Below are 20,399 nucleotides of genomic sequence, written 5' to 3' on the forward strand. Positions count from 1 at the left end.
TTACTCCTCTTCCCACGCCGGCGCGTGTTCGCGGGCGTACTGGATCTGCGAATTGCCGACGCCCTGAGGCACCATCGGCCACACCATGGCGTCGCGGCTGACGACGAAGTCGATGACGACCGGCCGGTCGTTGGTCTCGAGCGCGAGCTTGATGGCGGCGTCGATGTCCTCCTTCTTCGTGACGCGGATGCCGAGGGCGCCATAGGCGTCGGCGAGCTTCACGAAGTCGGGCACCATCCGGGTGGTGTTATCTCCGTCGAGGGCTCCCGTGTTGAGGTCGGTGAACGAGTGGCGACCGTCGTAGAACAGGGTCTGCCACTGGCGCACCATGCCGAGCGACGAGTTGTTGATGATCGCGACCTTGATGGGGATGTCGTTGATCGTGCAGGTGGCGAGCTCCTGATTGGTCATCTGGAAGCAGCCGTCGCCGTCGATCGCCCACACGACACGGTCGGGCTGGGCGACCTTGGCGCCCATCGCGGCGGGCACCGAGTAGCCCATGGTGCCGGCGCCGCCCGAGTTGAGCCAGGCGTTCGGACGCTCGTACTTGACGAACTGCGCCGACCACATCTGGTGCTGCCCGACGCCTGCGGCGTAGACCGCCTCGGGGCCGGAGAGCTCGCCGATGCGCTGGATGACGTGCTGCGGCGACAGCAGCCCGTCTTCGGGCTCGGTGTAGCCGAGGGGGTAGTTGGCGCGCAGCTGGTTGAGGCGCGTCCACCAGTCGGAGAGGTCGGACTTCTCGTCGACGCCGGTGAACGCGTCGATGAGGTCGATGATGACCTCGCGCGCGTCGCCCACGATGGGCACATCCGCGTGGCGGATCTTGCCGATCTCCGCGGGGTCGATGTCGACGTGCACCACCTGAGCGTCCGGAGCGAACTCGGACACCTTGCCGGTGACGCGGTCGTCGAAGCGGGCACCGAGCGAGACGATGAGGTCGGATTCCTGCAGCGCGAGAACCGCGGGCACGGCGCCGTGCATGCCGGGCATGCCGAGGTGCTGCGGGTGCGAGTCGGGGAAGGCGCCGCGCGCCATGAGCGTGGTGACGATGGGTGCGCCGGTGAGCTCGGCGAGCTTCAGGAGCTCAGCCGAGGCACCGGAGCGGATGACGCCGCCGCCCACGTAGAGCACGGGGCGCGAGGCAGCGGCGATCATGTCGGCGGCGGCCTGGATCTGCTTGCCGTGCGCCTTCATGACGGGACGGTAGCCCGGGAGGTCGACCTTCGGGGGCCACACGAACGGCGCCGTCTTCTGCTGCGCGTCCTTCGTGATGTCGACGAGCACGGGGCCGGGGCGGCCGGTCGTGGCGATGTGGTACGCCGCCGCGAGGGTCGCCGGCACCTGCGCCGGGTCGGTCACGAGGAAGCTGTGCTTGGTGATCGGCATCGTGATGCCGACGATGTCGACCTCCTGGAACGCGTCGGTTCCCATCGAGGTCGAGAACACCTGTCCGGTGATCGCGAGGAGCGGCACCGAGTCCATGTACGCGTCGGCGATCGCCGTGACGAGGTTGGTCGCGCCGGGGCCGGAGGTCGCGATGCAGACGCCGAGCTTGCCCGACGAGGACGCGTAGCCTTCAGCGGCGTGGCCAGCACCCTGCTCGTGCCGGACGAGGATGTGGCGGATGGCGGTCGAGGCCATGAGCTCGTCGTAGAACGGCATGATCGCGCCGCCCGGAAGACCGAACACATCGGTGACCCCGAGCTTCTCGAGGCTCGCGAGAACGAGACCCGATCCTGTCATGAGCGGCGCGGCGTCGCGCTTGTCCGAAGAGGGAGGCGCGGATGGGGCAGGTGAAGACGTCATAGTGACCTTCCGGCTAAGTCGCAGTCAGTGGGAACCAGGGCGTGGAACGCGCGAATGACGCCGGAGCCCTGATCAGATGTCGCAGACCGCTGGTGTTGCGGTGAGCGCCCACGCCAGGACTGGTTGTGCCACCCGGGTGTCTATCGGTGCAATGCTATCCGATCCGGCATGCCTCGACGTTCGTGCGACCAGCTGACGCGGAACGGGGGTGCCAGGGCCTCGGCCCGACACCCCCGCGTCGCGGTGATGAGGCTCAGCCGGTGACGGCACCTTCAGCGGCCGAGCGGACGAGCTTGGAGTACTTCGCCAGCACACCGCGGGTGTAGCGAGGCGGGAGCGGCTCCCAGCCTTCGCGACGCGCGGCGAGCTCCGCATCGTCGACGAGCAGTTCGATGGAGCGCGAGGCGATGTCGACGCGGATGCGGTCGCCGTCGCGCACGAACGCGATAGGCCCGGCGTCGACGGCTTCGGGGGCGATGTGGCCGATGCAGAGACCCGTGGTGCCGCCCGAGAAGCGACCGTCCGTGAGCAGCAGCACGTCCTTGCCGAGACCTGCGCCCTTGATGGCCGCGGTGATGGCGAGCATCTCGCGCATACCGGGACCGCCCTTGGGGCCTTCGTAGCGGATGACGACGACGTCGCCGTGCTCGATCTCGCCGTTCGTGAGGGCGTCGAGCGCTGCGCGCTCGCGCTCGAAGACGCGAGCCGGGCCCTCGAACGTCGCGGCGTCGAAGCCCGCAGTCTTGACGACCGCGCCCTCGGGAGCCATCGATCCGTGCAGGATCGTGAGGCCGCCGGTCTCGTGGATCGGGTTGTCGAGCGTGCGCAGCACGTCGCCGTCGAGCGGCGGGATGGGTCCGATGTCGGCGAGGTTCTCGGCGAGCGTCTTGCCCGTGACGGTGAGCGCGTCACCGTGCATGAGGCCCGCGTCGAGGAGCGCCTTCATGAGGACGGGGAGGCCGCCGCGGCGGTCGACGTCGTTCATGACGTAGCGCCCGAAGGGCTTGAGGTCGCCGATGTGCGGAACCTTCGAGCCGATGCGGTTGAAGTCCTCGAGCGTCAGGTCGACCTCGGCTTCGTGGGCGATCGCCAGCAGGTGCAGGACGATGTTGGTCGAGCCTCCGAGCGCCATGCCGACCGCGATGGCGTTCTCGAACGCCTTCTTGGTGAGGATCTGGCGCGCGGTGATGCCCTGACGGAGCAGCTCGACGACCGCCTCGCCGGAACGGTGCGCGTAGTAGTCGCGGCGGCGGTCGTAGCTGGGCGGCGACGCCGATCCGGGGATCGAGAGGCCGAGGGCCTCGGCGACCGACGCCATCGTGTTGGCGGTGTACATTCCGCCGCAGGCACCCTCGCCGGGCGCGAACGCGCACTCGATCGCGTGGGCGTCCTCTTCGGACATGATGCCCGCCTTGACACCGCCGACTGCCTCGAAGGAGTCGATGATGGTGATGTCCTTCTCGGTGCCGTCCGACAGGCGCACCCAGCCGGGTGCGATCGATCCGGCGTAGAGGAAGACGGAGGCGAGGTCGAGTCGCGCGGCGGCCATGAGCATGCCGGGGATCGACTTGTCGCAGCCGGCGAGCAGCACCGAGCCGTCGAGACGCTCGGCCTGCATGACGACCTCGACGGAGTCGGCGATGACCTCGCGCGAGACGAGCGAGAAGTGCATGCCCTCGTGGCCCATCGAGATGCCGTCCGAGACCGACACGGTTCCGAACTGCAGGGGGTAGCCGCCCCCGGCGTGCACGCCCTCCTTCGCGGCCTGCGCGAGGCGCGACAGCGAGAGGTTGCACGGCGTGATCTCGTTCCACGAGCTCGCGATGCCGATCTGCGACTTGTTCCAGTCCGCGTCGCCCATGCCGACTGCGCGCAGCATGCCGCGGGACGTGGTCGCCTCGATGCCGTCGGTGACGGTGCGAGAACGGGGCTTGTGGTCGATGGGCGCGTTGGAGCCCGAGGTAGTGCTTTCCGCCATGCGTATGAGGTTACTCCCGCGCGGATGCTCGGGGAGACGCCGACTCAGAGACCCAGACGCTCAGCGCGCAGGTCGGCGAGCACGGTGAGCGTGTGCGCCACCTCGTCCGGCCCCGCGACCCGGAACCCGGCGAGCGTCTCGCCGTCGCCGGATTTCAGCCCCATGTCGTGAGGCTGGAGGGCTGCGAAGGCGTCCTCGTCGGTCACATCATCGCCCGCATAGAAGACAGCGTCGGCCGCGGTGTACAGGCGCAGATGCTCGACCGCTTCGCCCTTGGTCGTGGAGCGCACCGCGAACTCGAGCACGTTCTTGCCGGTGCGGATCGTGAGGTCGTCGATCTCCGCCTGCGCTTCGCGCAGCGCCACGAGGTGCGCGAGGCGCGAGTCGGCCTCCGTCGCGAGTCGCGTGTGCAGGGCGAACCCGGCTGGCTTCGTCTCGAGCCACACGTCGTCGATCGAGTCGGCGACCTGGCTCAGCACCTCCTGCAGCACGTCGACCAGTTCGAGCTCGGCGGTGTCGAGGCTGATGCGCGCACGCGGGTCGTCGAGGCGCAGCTCGATGCCATGGGATCCGACGAGCAGCGCCTCATCCGGAAGGTCGGCGACATCGATGAGGGAGGCGAGCGCACGACCCGAGACGAGAGCGACGCGCGTGCGCGGCATCTCGAGCAGACGCAGCACAGCGCGCCGCGCTTCCGGCAGCGCACGAGCGTGTTCGGGTCGGTCCACCTCGGGCGCGAGGGTGCCGTCGAAATCGAGGGCGACGAGCAGTCGACGTACGTCCGCCATCCGGCGGAGCTCCTCGACGAGAGCCTCTGGGAGCGGGCCGGTCATGAACGCGACGACCTCACTTCGTCGAGCGCTGACAGGAACAGCGCCGACCAGCGGCTCACGTCGTACTCGGTCACCCGGCGGCGCATCGCGCGCATCCTCTTGCGGCGTTCGCTGCGCGGCATCTCGATGGCGCGCATGATGGCGTCCTTGAGGCCGTCGATGTCATGCGGGTTCACCTGCAGCGCGGTCTTCAGCTCGTCAGAGGCGCCCGTGAACTCCGACAGCACGAGCGCGCCATCCTCATCGATGCGCGCCGCGACGTACTCCTTCGCGACGAGGTTCATGCCGTCGCGCAGGGCGGTCACGAGCATGACGTCGGCGGCGAGGTACAGGGCGGCCATCTCCTCGCGCGGATACCCGTGGTGCAGATACCGCACGGCCGGCTTGCTGATCGTTCCGTAGTCGCCGTTGATGCGCCCCACGCTCAGCTCGATCTCGTCGCGCAGCTGGCGGTAGCTCTCCACGCGCTCGCGCGACGGCGTCGCGATCTGCACGAGCGTGACGTCCTCGATCGACAGGCGGCCCTCTTCCAGCAGCTCGCCGAACGCCTTCAGGCGGTGGCCGATCCCCTTCGTGTAGTCGAGGCGGTCGACGCCGAGCAGCACCGTCTTCGGGTCGCCCAGGTCGCTGCGGATCTGCTTTGCACGCGCCTGCACATCCGGGTGCTTCACAAGCTCCTCGAAGCCGGCGACATCGATCGAGATGGGGAAGGCCTTCGCGACCACCTGGCGGTGCGGCGACGCGTTGGTCTCCGGCACTTCGATGATGGAGCCCTTGGTGGCGTCTCCCTTGAGACGACGAACCGCCTGCTGGAAGTTGCTCGCGTCCATCGCGCGCTGGAAGCCGATGACGTCGGCTCCGAGCAGCCCGTCGAGGATGCGTGTGCGCCACGGCAGCTGCGAGAAGATCCCGTATGCGGGGAAGGGGATGTGGTTGAAGAACCCGATGGTGAGGTCGGGGCGGTCCTCGCGCAGCATCGCCGGCACGAGCTGCAGCTGGTAGTCGTGCACCCACACCGTGGCGCCCTTCTCGGCTGCCGCGGACGCCGCATCCGCGAAGCGGCGGTTGACCTGCACGTAGCGCTCCCACCAGACGCGGTGGTAGCTGGGGGGCGCGATGACGTCGTGGTAGAGCGGCCACAGGGTGTCGTTGCTGAAGCCCTCGTAGTAGAGCTCCACATCGCACTCGGACAGCGGCACCGGAATGAGCCGAATGCCGTCGAGGTCGAACGGACCGATCTCGAGGTCGGGCTGGCCGGCCCACCCCACCCAGGCTCCATCGGCTTCGCGCATAACGGGTTCCAGCGCCGTGACAAGACCCCCGGGCGACGGTTTCCAGCCGGAGCTGCCGTCGGTGTCGACGACGCGGTCGACCGGGAGTCGGTTGGACACGACGACGAAGCTGTAGGTCTCGTCGGCCATGCCCCCCACCGTACACAGACGATTTCTCACGCGCTTGATCGATTCGGGGGGCTTGCTTTTGGACGATTCCTGTGACTTCGTGCGCGCACGTTTAGGGATGACTAGCGTGGACGTGTGATCTCCGTCGGCATGAGCACAACATGCGTCTACCCGTTCGCTGTCGAGCACGCCTTCCGCATTGCGCGGCTCGCAGGCTTCGACTCCATGGAGATCATGGTGACCAACGATCCGGTCACCCAGGACGCCGAGAAGCTCCTCGAGATCAGCGCGCGGTACGAGCTGCCGATCGCTTCGATCCACGCCCCCGTGCTGCTGCTGACGACGTTCGTGTGGGGTCGCGACCCGCAGGTGAAGCTCGAGAAGTCGGGCGAGCTGGCCGCCGCGGTCGGCGCGGATTCGGTGGTCGTGCACCCGCCGTTCCGCTGGCAGTCCGGCTACGCGCAGGACTTCGAGCGGATCGTGCGGTCGACCGCCGCGAACTCGGGTGTCGAGGTCGCGGTGGAGAACATGTTCCCGTGGACGGTGCGAGGCAAGGCGATGAAGGCGTACGCGCCGAGCCCCGACCCGCTCGACATGGATGTCGACGCGATGACGCTCGACTTCTCGCACGCGTCGCTCTCGGGGCTGGATTCGCTGGAGATCGCGAAGGCGATGGGCCCGCGTCTCCGGCACATCCACCTCTGCGATGGCGCCACCTCGGCCGCGGACGGCGCGGTGCTCGATGAGCACCTGCTGCCCGGCGAAGGCACCCAGCCGGTCGCCGAGACGCTGCAATATCTCGCCGCGAACGGATGGGAAGGCAACGTCGTCGCGGAGGTGAGCCTGCGCAAGGAGAAGGACGAGGCCGTGCGCATCGAGCGTCTCGAGCAGACGGTCGCGTTCGCGCGCGAGCACCTCAGCCAGGACCACGCCACCCGCGTGCCGCTCGACGCCGAGATGAACCTGCCGCTCAAGATCCGTCAGGCGCGGCGCGCACAGAAGCGCGCCGACCGCGCCTGACGGCTCCCGCTACGCGGTCGCGGGCAGCAGCAGGGTGCGCGCGTTCGCTCGCCGCGCCCGACCGATCGCCCAGCGGCTGAGTCCGATGCTGACGAGCCCGAAGAGGGCGAGCGCGGCGATGCTTCCGGCGATCGCCGCCGCCGATCCGCCCGCGACGATCTGCTGCAGACCCGTGGTGGCCCAGCCGAGCGGCAGCGCGCCCCCGAGCCAGCTGAACGGCCCGGCGAGCGCCTGAGCGGGCAGCACCCCGCTGACCGCGGCGACCTGCACCGACAGCAGCAGAAGCGAGAGCACGAGCCCTGCGCGACCGAAGCCCACCGTGAGCAACTGGTGGAAGGCCGTGAAGGCGGTCGCTGCGACGAGCGAGAACGCGAGCGTGACCGGCAGCAGGCTCCACTGCACATCGGCGACGAGGTGCATGAGCAGCACGAGCAGCACGGCCTGCACCGCCGCGACGATGCCTGCGCGCGCGAGTGCCGACAGCAGCACGCGCCCGGAGGCGGCGGTCGTCGCGAGGATGCGGCGGCTGAGCGGGGCCATCACGAGGAAGATCGCGAGCGCGCCGACCCAGAGGCCGAGCGGCACGAAGTAGGTGCCGATGACCTGCCCGATCTGGGACACCGGGTTGACGGTCGTCACGTCGAGCCCGACGGGGTCGGCGGCGACGGCCGCGGCGTCCCCGGTCGGGACCGTGGCGGTGCCGTCGAGTCGGGCCGCCCCGCTCTGGAGTCCGTCGGCGAGCGTCGTCGCCCCCGTGGAGAGCTCCCCGAGCCCTGTCGCGAGGTCGCGTGCGCCCGCATCGAGCGAGGGCCCGCTGGAAGAGAGCCGAGCCGCGCCGTTCGCGGCGTCCGCGATGCCGTCGGCGAGTGAACCGAGAGATCCGGCGCCCTGCGAGAGCGCGGGGCCCGACTGGGCCGCCGTCGCGAGTCCGCCGCTGATGGCCTGCAGCTGCTGCAGGTAGGGGGCGAGCGTGGGGTCGCTCGTGAACCGCGGATCCTGCGCCATCGCACCGGTGAGCTGCGTGAGTCCGCCGGATGCGCTGCCGACACCGGAGATGTAGTCCTGCAGCCCGCTGCCGAGCGTGCCGAGCTGCCCGGTCTGCTGCGTCATGGTCTGCAGCCCGCGCGAGAGCGCGGCGACGCCGTTCGTGTACTGGTCGACGCCGTCGGCGAGGCCGGTCGCGCCGCTCGCCGCGGTCGTGGCGCCGTCGGCGAGCTGGGTCGCGCCGTCCGCCGCCGTGGTGAACGCCTCGCCCACGGTGCCGAACTGGGTGTAGATGCCCGAGATGTACTGCTCGGTGAGCTGCGATCCGAACGTGCGGACCATGCCCTCGCCGAGGGACTGCGCGGCCGCCCCCGCGAGGTAGGAGTGGGCGTCATCGGTCTCGAGGCTGAGTCGCGCCTGCACCGGGTCGGTGCTCGAGAGCGACACCACCGACGCCGAGAAGTCGGACGGGATGGTGAGCACGGCGTACACCTCGCCGGCGGCGAGCAGCTCCTCCGCTTCGTCGGCGTTGCTCAGCCGCCACTGCATGCCGGGCGAGTCGGATCCGGTGAGCTCGGTCACGAGCAGACGCCCGGCGAGCACCATCGTCTCGGTGCCGTCGTCTGCGGTCTGGGTGACCATCTCGTCGTTGTTGACGATCGCCGCGGGGATGCGGTGGATGCCGTCCTCGGTGTCGGCGAGTGACGCCATCGTGAGCCCCGCGAACGCGAGCGGCACGACGGCCGCGGCGATGAGGGCGACGAGACGCCACGGCCGCCGGACGCGCGTGGGCTGGGTGCTGTCCTGGCTCATCGGTGTGCTCCTTCTGCGAGCTCGGCCGGGCGGAACGCAGCCGCGGGCCGGGAGAGTGCGGGGATCTCGGCGCGATCCGCTTTCGCGGCTCCGAGGATGACGGTGGTGCCGGCGGGGGCGAGGCGGTCGACGGCGGCGAGGAAGCCGGCGCCGCCATCCGTGCCCGGCAGCGGGTCGACGGAGTCGATCACGACGACGGGGGTGTGCTCGCTGAGGGCGAGGCCGACGGTCGCGATGGCCCGCTCGAGCGGCGGGAGGGCGCCGAGCGGGGTGCGCCAGGTGACGGCCACGTTCGAGCCTGAAGCGCGGACGACGTCCTGGATGCGGGCCACCCACGACACGGCGCGACGGTGGGCGCGGGAGCTGCGGCCGGTGACACGCAGACGCTCCTCGAGCAGCTCGCCGAGCGAGGCATCGACATCGCGCGCGCCTCCCCCGAACTCCGCGAACGACACGAGACGCTCCACGCGTCCGGCTTCGCTCGGGATGGGCCGACCGACCACCTGCGCGCGACCTTCGATGGCGGGCAGGCGCCCGGCGACGGTCGCCGTGAGCACGCGACGTCGTGCGGCATCGCCGCCGACGAGCGCGATCGAACCCGCCGCGATGGATCCCCGATACGGCCCGGCGGTGGCACCCTCCGCACCGACGACGATCGCGTCGAGCGTGACCGCCTCCCCGGCGCTCGCGCGCGTCTGCGCCCACGCCACATCATCGAGGTGGGCGCGCAGGCCCATCCCCTCGACGTCGACGTTCGGCAGCAGGCGGTCGAGCCACTTCGGCAGGTACCAGGCGCTGCGTCCGAAGAGCGCCATCACGGCAGGCACGAGGGTCATGCGGATGAGGAACGCGTCGATCGCGACACCCACGGCGAGACCCAGTGCGATGACCTTGATGACGGATGCGCCCTCCGGCACGAACGCCGCGAACACGAAGAACATGATGAGGGCTGCCGCGGTGACGACGCGCGCCGCCTCCGAGAAGCCGCGCACGATCGCCTGCTTCGGCGGCGCTCCATGGATGAACGCCTCGCGCATGCCCGACACGAGGAACACCTCGTAGTCCATCGCGAGTCCGAACAGGATCGCCATGAGCAGGATCGGCATGAAGCTGAGGATCGGGCCGGGCACGGCGTGCAGCGCCTCGGCGCCCCAGCCCCACTGGAATACGGCGACGACGATGCCGAACGACGCGAGCACGCTCAGCAGGTAGCCGAGGGCGGCCTTTATGGGCACCACGATCGAGCGGAAGACGAGCATCAGGAGGATCACCGAGAGCCCGATGACGACGAGGCCGAAGGGCAGCAGGGCGCCGTTGAGCTGGCTCGAGATGTCGATCGCGACAGCCGTGGCGCCCGTGACCGAGATGGGGGTGCCGTAGCGCTCCTCGATGCCGGGGGCGAGGTCGCGGATGGCGTGCACGAGCTCGGTCGTCGCGGGATCCGACGGACCTGTCTCGGGGATGACCTGGATGATCGCGGTGTCGACGGTGGGGTTGGGGATCGGCGAGCCGACGAAGTCGACGCCGTCGAGCTCGGCCACCTCGGCGGCGATCGCGTCCAGGTCCTCGAAGATGTCGGTCGTCTGGGTGATGTCGACGGCGATCACGAGGGGGCCGTTGCGGCCGGGACCGAACGCCTCCTCGGTGAGGTCGTGAGCGCGGCGCGCGGTGTTGTCTTCGGTCATCGAGCTGCCGTCGGGCAGGGCGAGCGCGAGGTCGGCGGCGGGCACGGCGGCGACGCCGAGCAGCGCGACCACGCCGATGATGAACACGACGGGTGCCTTGACGACGAGGCCCACCCAGCGCTCGCCCATGGTCTTCTTCGTCGGCGCGGAGGCGGAGGCGGAGTGCTCGGCGACGGCGCGCTGGGGGTCGGCGTGCTCGGCGACGGCGCGGCGAGCCGCGCGCGAACCGGGCTTCGGGATGAGGCGCTCCCCCAGCAGACCCATGATCGCGGGAAGCAGGGTGAGCGCTGCGAGCATCGCCATGAACACCGCGACGGCGGCGGTGACGCCCATGAGGCCGAGGAACGGGATGCCCACGATGAGCAGGCCCACGAGCGCGATCATGACCGTCACGCCTGCGAAGACGACGGATCCGCCCGCGGTCGCGACGGAGGTCGCTGCCGACTCCTCGGGATCGACGCCGCGGGCCAGCTGGGTGCGGTGCCGCGAGAGGATGAAGAGCGCGTAGTCGATGCCGACCGCGAGGCCGATCATGAGCGCGAGCATGGGGGTCGCCGTGGAGAGCGTCATGAAGGCAGCAAGGCCGAGCACCCCGCCCATCGAGACGCCGAGCGCGACGATCGCGGTGAGCAGCGGGAGGCCTGCCGCGAGCAGCGAGCCGAATGTCACAAGCAGCACGACGGCCGCGAACAGCACGCCGATCACCTCGATGACCGTGAGGCCGAACGTCGTGTTCTGGAAGACCATGCCGCCGTATTCGACGACCACCTCATCCGAGGCGATCTGGTTCCCGATCTCCTGCAGCTCGTCGAGGGTCGCATCCGAGACCTGCTCTGACGAGTCCGTCATCTGGATCTGCACCACGGCGGTGCGGTGATCGTCGCTGACGGCGTTCGTGGCGTACTCGTCGAAGGGCGACAGCGCCTGGGCGACGTCATCCATGTCGTTCAGGTCGGCGACCATCGCGTCGATGTCGTCGACGATCGCTCCCTCATCGACGACGCCGTCGGGCACGTGCACGACGAGCTGCACGCTGGCGCCCGCCGTCTGAGGGAAGACCGCGGCGAGGCGGTCGATGGCGTCCTGCGATTCGGTTCCGGGGATCTTGTACGAGTCCTGCATGGTGCCGCCGAGCGCGACAGCACCACCGAGCACGAGGGCGGCGAGCGCGAGCCACGAGAGCACGACCGCGAGCCCGTGCCGGTAGGAGAAGCGCCCGAGGCGCGAGAGCAGGATGGCCATGACGGGGTCCTTAGGCGGCTGGGGCGAGCAGCTCGCCGAGGATGCGGATGAGGGAGGCGCGGAGATCCGCGTCGTCGGGGGCGCCCGTCCGGTGCAGCTGTCCCATCTGCGCGAGCAGGTAGGCGGCCCCGCCGAGGGCGATCGCGAAGCGAACGTGGTCATCCAGCGAGCGATGCGATCGCTCGTCGGCGATCCGCTCCATGATCTCCTGGGCCTGCTGCACGATGGGCAGGTCGCCGAGCACGCCCGACTGGGTCACGAAGATCTGCGCGGAGAGTCGGTTGCGCATGAGGAAGTCGACGAAGTCGGAGAGGTAGGCGACGCGCTCTGCGGTGTCGCCCGAGAGCGCGGCCGTGCGCGGCACGAACGTGCGCAGCTCGTCGAGTGCGGGTGCCAGCACGGCTTCGAGGAGGGCTTCCTTCGAGCTGTAGTGGTACAGCACGCTCGCCTTGGAGACGCCGGCGCGGTCGGCGACGTCCTGGATGGAGGTGCCGAGGTAGCCGGCGGCAGCGAACTGCTCGAGTGCGGCGGTGCGCAGGTCGGTGGCTGTCGTCTGCATGCATCCGAGGCTAGTTGACCGCTCGGTCAGGTTTTGACCAAGCGGTCAGACCAGGAGCGAATTCCCAGCAACGTCAACCCCCTCGCGGTGCCCGGATGCGGGGTACTAGCGTGGGAGGCGACCCAACAAGGAGGCCCCGTGCGCAAGTTCCTGTTCAACGGCAGCGTGATCAGCTCGCTCTTCGGCGCCGTCGGCGTCATCAAAGCGACTCAGCACGGCCCGCGCGACTGGCGCCTGGCGCTCATGTGGATCGCGTGGGGATGCTCCGTCGCGATCGCCGTCGGCACGGTCGCCAAGGAATCCAAGCGCGACGAGATCGAATGGTGACCTCCCGCACCTGAAGCGGGACGCCATCCGGATCCGACGAAGGCCCCGACTCCCCCGAGTCGGCGGCCTTCGCTCAGTCAGTTCGCGGCTGTGCGGCGCGCGCGGCGGGCGAACGCCATGAGTCCGAGGCCCAACGCGGCGATGCCGGCGAAGCCGACGAATGCCGCTGCGGGCACCTCGGCACCCGTCTCGGCGAGCGCAGGCGCGACGGCAGCCTCATCTTCGGTGGCCGCGTAGCGCAGAATCACCACACCATCCATGCCGTCGGGGTTGTCGAACGTCGCCGGCGCGCCCTGTCCCGAGCTCGGCACCGAAGCGAGGGTCCAGACACCGCCGCGTCCATACTCGGTTCCGCCGTCGGCAGACGCCGGGAACAGCTCGGAGTCGACCCCGGGAATCTGGGAGAGGAAGTACCCCGCCCCCACCGTCAGCACGTCGGTGTCGTGGTCGGCAACCCCGGCGGTCCGCGCACCCCCGCCAGCGCTCTTGAATTCTGGCTCCGACGGCTGAACGTCGTAAACCATATCCGAGCCGGAGTTCCCGGAGCCGCTCACCGTGTCGGTCGCGCCCTGTGCGGCATCAGACCCCAGCGATGTCGACTGCCCATCCTCCGATGCAGTGTCCCATTCGCCACCCGCACCCACGACGACCTCGTGGTCGACACCGAGCGCGACATCGTCGATGTACGTCACTTCGCCGCCACCGCCGCCGTAGGAATTCCACCAGTCATCCGCGCTCGGCCCATCGACGACGCCCGCCGCGCCGCCGCCCACCAGCACGGCTGAGAGCTTCGCGATGGAGTTGGGGAAGCTGTACGTCCCCGATTGAGTGATCACGATCTCGCACAGCTCGCCCCCGCTCAGAAGAGTCGACGCTGGCGTCGTCGTCGCGCACGTCGCCGCAGCGGCTGCGGGCAGCGCGCCACCAGCAGCAGCGACTCCACCCATGCCGATCGCGCCGACAGCCGCGAAACCGCGACCGACACCCCGAAGACTCAGGTCATGCAGCATCTTCGGCCCCCCGGCATCGATTCAGAACGCTCAGCACAAGATATGGCCACGGCGGCCGCGGCGCAATGACCACGGCGATTCCGCGCCGCTCACATCCCGACGTAGCTCTGCGCCCGGCGTTCGATCTCCGCCTGGATCTCCGTCCGGCGCAGTTTTCCCGTCACCGTGCGCGCTAGTTCACCCACCCGCACGATGATGCCAGGAGCGGCATCTCCGAGCGCCGCCCGCAACACCCTCGCCGCGGCCGCCTGATCTCCGAGATCTCCGACGTACGCCAAGGCGATCTGACTCGCACCTCGATGGTCGACCACAGCACAGACGCAGACATCCTCGACGCCCGGCAGCTGCAACGCGAGCTCCTCGACCCGGTGCGGCATGATCTTCACCCCGGCGGCATTGACGAGGTCGTCGCTGCGCCCGCTCAGAAACAGCTCGCCTTCCTGCAGGAACCCGCGATCACCTGGCCGGAACCATCCGTCCGCCAGTCCAGAAGCACGGGGCCCCTCCACCCCCAGATAGCCCAAGGCGAGACCGTCAGTGCGGATGCGCACAGACCCTTCGACGCCGTCACTCACCTGTCGCCCGTCGTCATCTTCGATCTCGACGGTGGCGTGAGGGAGCACTCGTCCCACCGGGCCCCCGTCCCGCACACCGTCTCCGACCGCCACAGCTCCGACCTCCGTCGCCCCGTACACCTCGCGGATCTGCACGCCGAACCATGATGCGAGCTCGGCGGCGAGCGCCGTCGGCATCGGCGCCCCGGCGCTCTGCAGGATCTGCAGCGCGGGGAGCTTCTCGCCCGACCGTCGCGCGATGTTCAGAACCGCTCGCCACTGATGCGGCGAACCCTGCGCGGCCCGCACATCGTGCTCTCGCAGCATCGCGAGATTCTGCTCGGCGCGCCCGCCCACGACGTGCGGTTCACCATGAACCAGCGCGTGCAGGAACGTGGCCTGTGCACTCGTCGAGGCAGGACCCATCAGCGACATGAAGGGGAGGTCCGTGATCCAGGTGCGCGCGGCGACGATGCGCCTCTGCAGCGCGTACCGCGAGAACACGACAGCCTTGGGTTCCCCCGTCGTGCCACTCGAGAACACGATCCGCGCCGGTGCCTGCGGATCATGCGCTCTCAGCGGGGCCCGCTCGGGATCGATCGATGCGAGCCGCGCGAGCACCGACTGGTCGACGAGGATCGTGTGCGCAGGATGCGCCCCCGGAAACGGCGCCGCGGCGATGATGCGCTTCGCTGGTGCCGCGTCTCCCACGCGGATACCGGGAACGGCGACGCCGGCGACAGCGCCATGGACGAGCGCCCCGACGGCGAACGCCGACTCGAGCGGGGCAGGGAGCGAGATCGCGACCCCCTCGCCCTCCCTGATCCCCTGCTCGTCGAGCCACACAGCGATGCGGAGCGCGCTGTCCCAGAGCTCTCCAGCCGAGAGCACGACGTCGGATGTGATGACAGCCGGGAGGTGAGGGTCCGTGGCCGCGCGTGCGGCGAGCGCCTCGACGGGATCGCCGACGGCATGGAGTTTCGTCACGAATCCTGACGATAGCGCTTCGCGTCAGCCCCGGCCGCGCGGTTCCGGATGCGCGAGGAAGCCGCGCAGCAGCGCCGCCGAGCCCGCCACATGCTCCCGCATCGCCTCCTCGGCCCCCGCCTCGTCGCCCGCGAGGATCGCGAGCACGATCTGCTCGTGCTGGTGGTTCGAGTGGTCGATGTTGCGCGTGAGCAGAGGGAAGCTGTCGAGCAGCTCGTTCACACGCGTGCGGTTGTCGGCGATGAGCGCCACGAGCGACGGCACGCCCGCGAGCTCCGCGATGGTCAGGTGCAGGCGCGAATCGAGCCGCCGGTAGTCCTCGGGCGACGCAGTGCGCACATCCGCGAGGCGCGCCCACAGCTCGCTGCGCTGGGCGGCGCCCAGCTCCCGCCCCGCGGCGAGGCGGGCGGTGCCCGTCTCGAGCACCTCGCGCACGCTCACGACATCCTCGAGCTCTGCCGGATCCGGCGGCGGCGCCTCCGTGGTGGTGGGCAGCGGATCGGTCACGAAGGTGCCGCCGTAGCGCCCGCGGCGCGAGGTGAGATAGCCCGCATCCGTGAGCTCCCGGATCGCTTCGCGCAGGGTGTCGCGGCTCACCGAGAAGCGCGCCGCGAGCTCGCGCTCTGCGGGCAGCGCCTCGCCGGGGGCGACGACGCCGAGACGGATCGTCTGCATGAGGCGCGACACCGTGTCCTCGAGGGAGTTGCCGGTGCGCACCGGCCGGAAGACGAGTTCGTGGACGAGCGACGAGGCGTCGCCGGATGCGTCGCTCACAGCGGCGTCGTATAGGCCGACGAGATGCCGCCGTCGACGAGGAACGTCGACGCGGTCACGAAGCTCGCATCGTCGCTCGCGAGGAACGCGACCGCGGCCGCGATCTCCTCGGGCTCCGCGAAGCGCCCCACCGGCACATGGACGAGGCGCCGTGCGGCGCGCTCCGGGTCCTTGGCGAAGAGCTCCTTCAGCAGCGGCGTGTTCACCGGTCCCGGGCAGAGCGCGTTGACACGCACCCCCTGACGCGCGAACTGCACCCCCAGCTCCCGCGACATCGCGAGCACCCCGCCCTTCGACGCCGTGTACGAGATCTGACTCGTCGCCGACCCCATGACGGCGACGAACGAGGCCGTGTTGATGATCGATCCGCACCCCGCCGGCACCATGTGGCGCAGCGCCGCGCGCGAGCAGAGGTAGACGCTCGTGAGGTTGACGAGCTGCACGCGATCCCACGCGTCGAGCTCCGTCGTCTCGATCGAGTCGTCGTCGGCGGGTGAGATGCCCGCGTTGTTGAAGGCGATGTCGACCTTCCCGTACGTCGCAGCAGCGGTGTCGAAGAGCTGGTCGACGCTCCCCCTGTCGGCCACGTCGACCTGCACGAACAGCCCACCCAGATCCTCGGCTGCTGCGGTGCCGGAGGTCGCGTCGAGATCGCCGATCACGACGGTCGCGCCCTCCGCCGCGAGGCGTCGCGCGGAGGCGAGGCCGATGCCGCTCGCGCCTCCCGTGACGACGGCGACCCGCCCTGCCAAGCGCTGGGTGAGATCGATGGGTGCGACGGACATAGCTGATCCTTAGGGTGCGGTGGCCGGGGTGACCGGGGGGGAGCTGAAGAAGACGTTCTTGGTCTCGGTGAACGCGAGTGCCGCATCCGGGCCGAGCTCGCGGCCGAGGCCCGAGCTCTTCATGCCGCCGAACGGCGTCGTGTAGCGCACCGAGGAGTTCGAGTTGACGCTGATGGTGCCCGACTCGACGCCCCGCGCCACGCGGATGCCGCGGCCGAGATCGCTCGTCCAGATCGATCCCGAGAGACCGTACACGGAGTCGTTGGCGAGCGCGATCGCATCGGCCTCGTCGTCGAACGGCAGCACCGTGACGACAGGACCGAAGACCTCCTCGGTCGCGATGCGGTCGCCGCGGCCGGCGAGCACGACGGTGGGCGCGAACCAGTATCCGGGGCCGTCGGGGGCGGTTCCGCGGAAGGCGATGTCGACGGTGTCGTCGAGGAACGCCGCCACCGAGTCGCGGTGCGCGGCCGAGACGAGCGGGCCCATCTCGGTCGCCTCATCCGCAGGCGCCCCCACCCGGAACCCCGCGACGGCAGGCTCGAGCAGTTCGAGGAACCGGTCGAGCACGCCACGCTCGACGAGCAGTCGACTGCGGGCGCAGCAGTCCTGCCCCGCGTTGTCGAAGACGGAGCCGGGCACGGAGGCCGCGGCGAGCGCGAGATCCGCATCGCCGAAGACGATCGTGGCGCTCTTGCCGCCGAGCTCGAGCGTCGAGGGCTTCAGGCGCTCGGCGCACCCAGCCGCGACGCGCGCTCCCACCTCGGTCGACCCCGTGAAGACGACCTTGCCGACGTGCGGGTGCGTCACGAAGCGCTCCCCCACGACCGAACCCCGACCGGGCAGCACCTGGAACAGGTCCTCGGGCAGACCGGATTCGCGCGCGAGCTCCCCCAGGCGGATCGCGGTGAGCGGGGTCCAGTCGGCGGGCTTCAGCAGCACGGCGTTGCCGGCGGCGAGCGCGGGCGCGAACCCCCACGACGCGATCGTCATGGGGAAGTTCCACGGCACGATGACGCCGACGACGCCGATGGGTTCGTGGAACGTCACATCGATGCCGCCCGCGACGGGAATCTGCTGCCCGATGAGCCGCTCGGGCGCACCCGCGTAGTACTCGAGCACGTCGCGCACGTGCCCCGCCTCCCAGCGGGCTGAGGTGATCGGATGGCCGGAGTTGCGCACCTCGAGCTGCGCGAGCTCCTCGACGTGGTCGCCCACGACATCCGCGAAGCGGCGCAGCGCGCGTGCGCGATCGACCGGGGCGAGCGCCGCCCAGCCGCGCTGCGCACGTCTCGCGCGGTCGATGGCCGCATCGACCTCCTCGAGGCTCGTGTGCGCGATCTCTCCGATGACCTCCTCGGTCGCCGGATCGATGAGCGTCGTGCTCGACATCACATCCCCCTGTTCGACGCACGGTAGTCGCGCGCGGCATCGACGAGTCCGGCGAACAGCCGCGCATCCACCTCGGCGTCCTCCTCGGGGTGCCACTGCACGGCGACCCCGAAGTCGGCGCCCGCGAGCTCGACCGCCTGCACGATGCCGTCATCGCTCCGGGCGGTCACGACGAGACCGTCACCGAGCTCGTCGATCGCCTGGTGGTGGTAGCTCTTCACCGCGACGATCTCATCGGCCACCAGTTCGGCGAGCTTCGTGCCCGACTCGATGCCCACCTCGTTGACGGCGAACACGCCTCCGCCCACGTTGTAGCGCGTACTGCCCACGACATCCGGAAGGTGCTGGATGAGGCTGCCACCGCGCGCGACGTTGAGCAGCTGCAGCCCGCGGCAGATGCCGAAGAACGGCAGCCCGCGTTCGATCGCCTCGGTGAGAAGCGCCTCCTCCCACGCATCACGGTCGCGCCGCGGCTCATCGGTGGCGGGGTGGGGTTCTTGCCCGTAGCGTGCCGGCTCGACGTCTTTGCCCCCCGTGAGAATGAGACCGTCGAGTCCGTCGAGCACCCGCGCCGCGGTGTGCTCGTCGACGGGCTGCGGCGGCAGCAGCACCGCGATGCCGCCAGCGCGCGTGACCGCCTGGAAGTACTGCGCCGGCAGGAACGACGCCTGTGTGATCCACACCCCCTGCTGGGCGGCCTCGAGGTAGGTCGTCAGCCCGATGATCGGCGCGCCGGATGCGGAGTCAGAAGCGCTCAAAGCTGCGGATCCTCTCCCAGTCGGTCACGGCCGCATCGAACGCCGCGATCTCGATCCCGGCGTTGTTGAGGTAGTGCTCGACGACGTCAGCGCCGAACGCGTCACGCGCCACGACCGAACTCTCGAACAGCTCGGCCGCGTCCCGCAGCGACGCGGGCACCCGCGGCGCCCCTGAGGTGTAGGCGTTGCCCGCGAGCATCGGTTCGAGCTCGAGCTCATGCTCGATGCCGTAGAGGCCCCCCGCGATGATCGCGGCGACCGCGAGATACGGGTTCACATCGCCGCCCGGCACACGGTTCTCGACACGCAGCGAGGGTCCGTGTCCGACGACGCGCAGCGCGCAGGTGCGGTTGTCGATCCCCCACGCGATGGCCGTCGGCGCGAAGCTGCCCGCGACGAAGCGCTTGTACGAATTGATGGTGGGCGCCGAGAAGAGCGTGAGCTCGCGCATCGTCGCGAGGATGCCCGCGATCCAGTGCTCCATGAGCGGCGAGAACCCGTGTGCGCCATCGCCCGCCATGACGGGTGCGCCATCGGCGTCGCGCAGCGACAGGTGGATGTGGCACGAGTTGCCTTCGCGCTCGTCGAACTTCGCCATGAAGGTGAGCGCCTTGCCGTGCGCGTCGGCGATCTCCTTCGCCCCGTTCTTGTAGATCGTGTGGTTGTCGCACGTTGCGAGCGCCTCGGTGAAGCGGAAGGCGATCTCCTGCTGACCGAGGTTGCACTCGCCTTTGACTCCTTCGCAGTACATGCCCGCGCCGTCCATGCCGAGGCGGATGTCTCGCATCAGCGGCTCCATCCGCGTGGAAGCGAGGATCGCGTAGTCGATGTTGTAGTCGGATGCGGGGGTCAGGTCGCGGTAGCCCTTGCGCCACGCCTCGCGGTAGCCGTCGTCGAACACGATGAACTCGAGCTCGGTGCCGACGAAGGCGGTGAGCCCGCGTTCGGCGAGCCGGTCGAGCTGCGCCTGCAGGATCGCGCGCGGGCTCTGCCGGATGGGTGTGCCGTCGACCATGGTGAGCTCAGCCATCACGAGGGCGGTGCCCGGCTGCCACGGGATGACCCGCAGCGAGTCGAAGTCGGGGCGCAGCACCATGTCGCCGTAGCCGGTCTCCCAGCTGGAGAGCCGGTAGCCGTCGACGGTGTTCATCTCGACGTCGACGGCGAGCAGGTAGTTGCACGCTTCGGCACCGTGCTCGACGACTTCCTCGAGGAACAGCCTCGCCGAGACGCGTTTGCCGATGAGGCGGCCCTGCATGTCGGGGAACGCCACGATGACGGTGTCGATCGCCTGCGTCTGGATGCGGGTCTCGAGCTCGTCGAGGTCGAGGTTGCCGGAGCGCACTGCCATGTGTGTTCCCTTCCGCCAGCCGACCGAATGTCGACCATTGAAACCTCAGTCGCGCTCGGGTACCCCCGGACGGAGCGAAGTCATTGACCCTAAAGGTAGACAGCAGGTACCAATAAGCGCCATCCTATCCCCCAAAGC

At 69.7% G+C, this 20,399-nt stretch carries 16 protein-coding genes; 2 read left to right on the forward strand and 14 right to left on the reverse strand.

Translation table 11 applies throughout. The annotated features are described in order from the left end of the window. The 4 genes from HCR12_RS10385 to HCR12_RS10400 all read right to left on the reverse strand — a co-directional run bounded on the left by HCR12_RS10385 (nucleotide 1) and on the right by HCR12_RS10400 (nucleotide 6,041). Complete coding sequence (locus HCR12_RS10385; protein ID WP_166866116.1) at nucleotides 1–1,809, reverse strand: acetolactate synthase large subunit; 1,809 nt, start codon at nucleotides 1,807–1,809, stop codon at nucleotides 1–3. Nucleotides 1,810–2,062: 253 nt separating this feature from the next. Then, complete coding sequence (ilvD, locus tag HCR12_RS10390; protein ID WP_166866118.1) at nucleotides 2,063–3,787, reverse strand: dihydroxy-acid dehydratase; 1,725 nt, start codon at nucleotides 3,785–3,787, stop codon at nucleotides 2,063–2,065. 44 nt (nucleotides 3,788–3,831) lie between these two features. Then, nucleotides 3,832–4,620: a trehalose-phosphatase gene (gene otsB, locus HCR12_RS10395; protein WP_166866120.1), complete on the reverse strand. Its 789-nt coding sequence runs from the start codon at nucleotides 4,618–4,620 to the stop codon at nucleotides 3,832–3,834. After that, entirely contained in the window at nucleotides 4,617–6,041 is a 1,425-nt protein-coding gene (locus HCR12_RS10400; RefSeq protein ID WP_166866123.1) for an alpha,alpha-trehalose-phosphate synthase (UDP-forming), read from the reverse strand. Before HCR12_RS10400 ends, otsB begins: the two co-directional genes overlap by 4 nt. Before the next feature lie 114 nt (nucleotides 6,042–6,155). On the opposite strand from HCR12_RS10400, the gene HCR12_RS10405 reads away from it, so the two are divergent. Further along, complete coding sequence (locus tag HCR12_RS10405; protein WP_166866126.1) at nucleotides 6,156–7,040, forward strand: sugar phosphate isomerase/epimerase family protein; 885 nt, start codon at nucleotides 6,156–6,158, stop codon at nucleotides 7,038–7,040. 9 nt (nucleotides 7,041–7,049) lie between these two features. Here the strand turns inward: HCR12_RS10405 and HCR12_RS10410 are convergent, their stop codons facing one another. From HCR12_RS10410 to HCR12_RS10420, 3 genes are read right to left on the reverse strand one after another with little or no spacing between them, the layout of a single operon-like run. Further along, nucleotides 7,050–8,837 carry a YhgE/Pip family protein gene (locus HCR12_RS10410; protein ID WP_166866129.1) on the reverse strand — a complete coding sequence of 596 codons (1,788 nt, stop codon included), beginning with the start codon at nucleotides 8,835–8,837 and terminating at the stop codon, nucleotides 7,050–7,052. Next, a complete protein-coding gene (locus tag HCR12_RS10415) occupies nucleotides 8,834–11,764 on the reverse strand; it encodes an MMPL family transporter (RefSeq protein ID WP_166866131.1) in 2,931 nt (976 codons plus the stop codon). The genes HCR12_RS10410 and HCR12_RS10415 overlap by 4 nt, the downstream gene beginning before the upstream one ends. Before the next feature lie 10 nt (nucleotides 11,765–11,774). Continuing rightward, nucleotides 11,775–12,323, reverse strand: a complete 549-nt coding sequence (locus HCR12_RS10420; RefSeq protein WP_166866133.1) for a TetR/AcrR family transcriptional regulator — start codon at nucleotides 12,321–12,323, stop codon at nucleotides 11,775–11,777. A 138-nt stretch (nucleotides 12,324–12,461) separates the two neighbouring features. On the opposite strand from HCR12_RS10420, the gene HCR12_RS10425 reads away from it, so the two are divergent. Next, nucleotides 12,462–12,650: a hypothetical protein gene (locus tag HCR12_RS10425; protein ID WP_166866135.1), complete on the forward strand. Its 189-nt coding sequence runs from the start codon at nucleotides 12,462–12,464 to the stop codon at nucleotides 12,648–12,650. Nucleotides 12,651–12,727: 77 nt separating this feature from the next. Here the strand turns inward: HCR12_RS10425 and HCR12_RS10430 are convergent, their stop codons facing one another. From HCR12_RS10430 to HCR12_RS10460, 7 genes are all read right to left on the reverse strand, one after another. Beyond that, on the reverse strand, nucleotides 12,728–13,660 hold the full coding sequence (locus tag HCR12_RS10430; protein ID WP_166866138.1) for a hypothetical protein: 933 nt from the start codon (nucleotides 13,658–13,660) through the stop codon (nucleotides 12,728–12,730). 89 nt (nucleotides 13,661–13,749) lie between these two features. Continuing rightward, nucleotides 13,750–15,201: a class I adenylate-forming enzyme family protein gene (locus HCR12_RS10435; RefSeq protein WP_166866140.1), complete on the reverse strand. Its 1,452-nt coding sequence runs from the start codon at nucleotides 15,199–15,201 to the stop codon at nucleotides 13,750–13,752. Nucleotides 15,202–15,225: 24 nt separating this feature from the next. Then, nucleotides 15,226–15,975, reverse strand: coding sequence for a FadR/GntR family transcriptional regulator (locus HCR12_RS10440; RefSeq protein WP_224763418.1), 750 nt, complete (start codon nucleotides 15,973–15,975; stop codon nucleotides 15,226–15,228). Further along, complete coding sequence (locus HCR12_RS10445; protein ID WP_166866142.1) at nucleotides 15,972–16,760, reverse strand: 3-oxoacyl-ACP reductase; 789 nt, start codon at nucleotides 16,758–16,760, stop codon at nucleotides 15,972–15,974. The genes HCR12_RS10440 and HCR12_RS10445 overlap by 4 nt, the downstream gene beginning before the upstream one ends. 9 nt (nucleotides 16,761–16,769) lie before the next feature. Next, entirely contained in the window at nucleotides 16,770–18,152 is a 1,383-nt protein-coding gene (locus HCR12_RS10450) for an aldehyde dehydrogenase family protein (RefSeq protein ID WP_166866144.1), read from the reverse strand. Continuing rightward, complete coding sequence (locus HCR12_RS10455; protein WP_224763419.1) at nucleotides 18,152–18,910, reverse strand: gamma-glutamyl-gamma-aminobutyrate hydrolase family protein; 759 nt, start codon at nucleotides 18,908–18,910, stop codon at nucleotides 18,152–18,154. Before HCR12_RS10455 ends, HCR12_RS10450 begins: the two co-directional genes overlap by 1 nt. Then, complete coding sequence (locus tag HCR12_RS10460; RefSeq protein ID WP_166866146.1) at nucleotides 18,897–20,261, reverse strand: glutamine synthetase family protein; 1,365 nt, start codon at nucleotides 20,259–20,261, stop codon at nucleotides 18,897–18,899. The genes HCR12_RS10455 and HCR12_RS10460 overlap by 14 nt, the downstream gene beginning before the upstream one ends. Between the last annotated feature and the right edge of the window lie 138 nt (nucleotides 20,262–20,399).

The organism is Salinibacterium sp. ZJ70, assembly GCF_011751865.2.
Classification (GTDB): Bacteria; Actinomycetota; Actinomycetes; order Actinomycetales; family Microbacteriaceae; genus Homoserinibacter.

What these genes read in the sequence shown, in the direction of transcription:
- HCR12_RS10385 (WP_166866116.1), bottom strand. Translation starts at nt 1,809, where the DNA reads ATGACGTCTTCACCTGCCCCATCCGCGCCTCCCTCTTCGGACAAGCGC.
- ilvD (WP_166866118.1), bottom strand. Translation starts at nt 3,787, where the DNA reads ATGGCGGAAAGCACTACCTCGGGCTCCAACGCGCCCATCGACCACAAG.
- otsB (WP_166866120.1), bottom strand. Translation starts at nt 4,620, where the DNA reads ATGACCGGCCCGCTCCCAGAGGCTCTCGTCGAGGAGCTCCGCCGGATG.
- HCR12_RS10400 (WP_166866123.1), bottom strand. Translation starts at nt 6,041, where the DNA reads ATGGCCGACGAGACCTACAGCTTCGTCGTCGTGTCCAACCGACTCCCG.
- HCR12_RS10410 (WP_166866129.1), bottom strand. Translation starts at nt 8,837, where the DNA reads ATGAGCCAGGACAGCACCCAGCCCACGCGCGTCCGGCGGCCGTGGCGT.
- HCR12_RS10415 (WP_166866131.1), bottom strand. Translation starts at nt 11,764, where the DNA reads ATGGCCATCCTGCTCTCGCGCCTCGGGCGCTTCTCCTACCGGCACGGG.
- HCR12_RS10420 (WP_166866133.1), bottom strand. Translation starts at nt 12,323, where the DNA reads ATGCAGACGACAGCCACCGACCTGCGCACCGCCGCACTCGAGCAGTTC.
- HCR12_RS10430 (WP_166866138.1), bottom strand. Translation starts at nt 13,660, where the DNA reads ATGCTGCATGACCTGAGTCTTCGGGGTGTCGGTCGCGGTTTCGCGGCT.
- HCR12_RS10445 (WP_166866142.1), bottom strand. Translation starts at nt 16,760, where the DNA reads ATGTCCGTCGCACCCATCGATCTCACCCAGCGCTTGGCAGGGCGGGTC.
- HCR12_RS10450 (WP_166866144.1), bottom strand. Translation starts at nt 18,152, where the DNA reads ATGTCGAGCACGACGCTCATCGATCCGGCGACCGAGGAGGTCATCGGA.
- HCR12_RS10460 (WP_166866146.1), bottom strand. Translation starts at nt 20,261, where the DNA reads ATGGCAGTGCGCTCCGGCAACCTCGACCTCGACGAGCTCGAGACCCGC.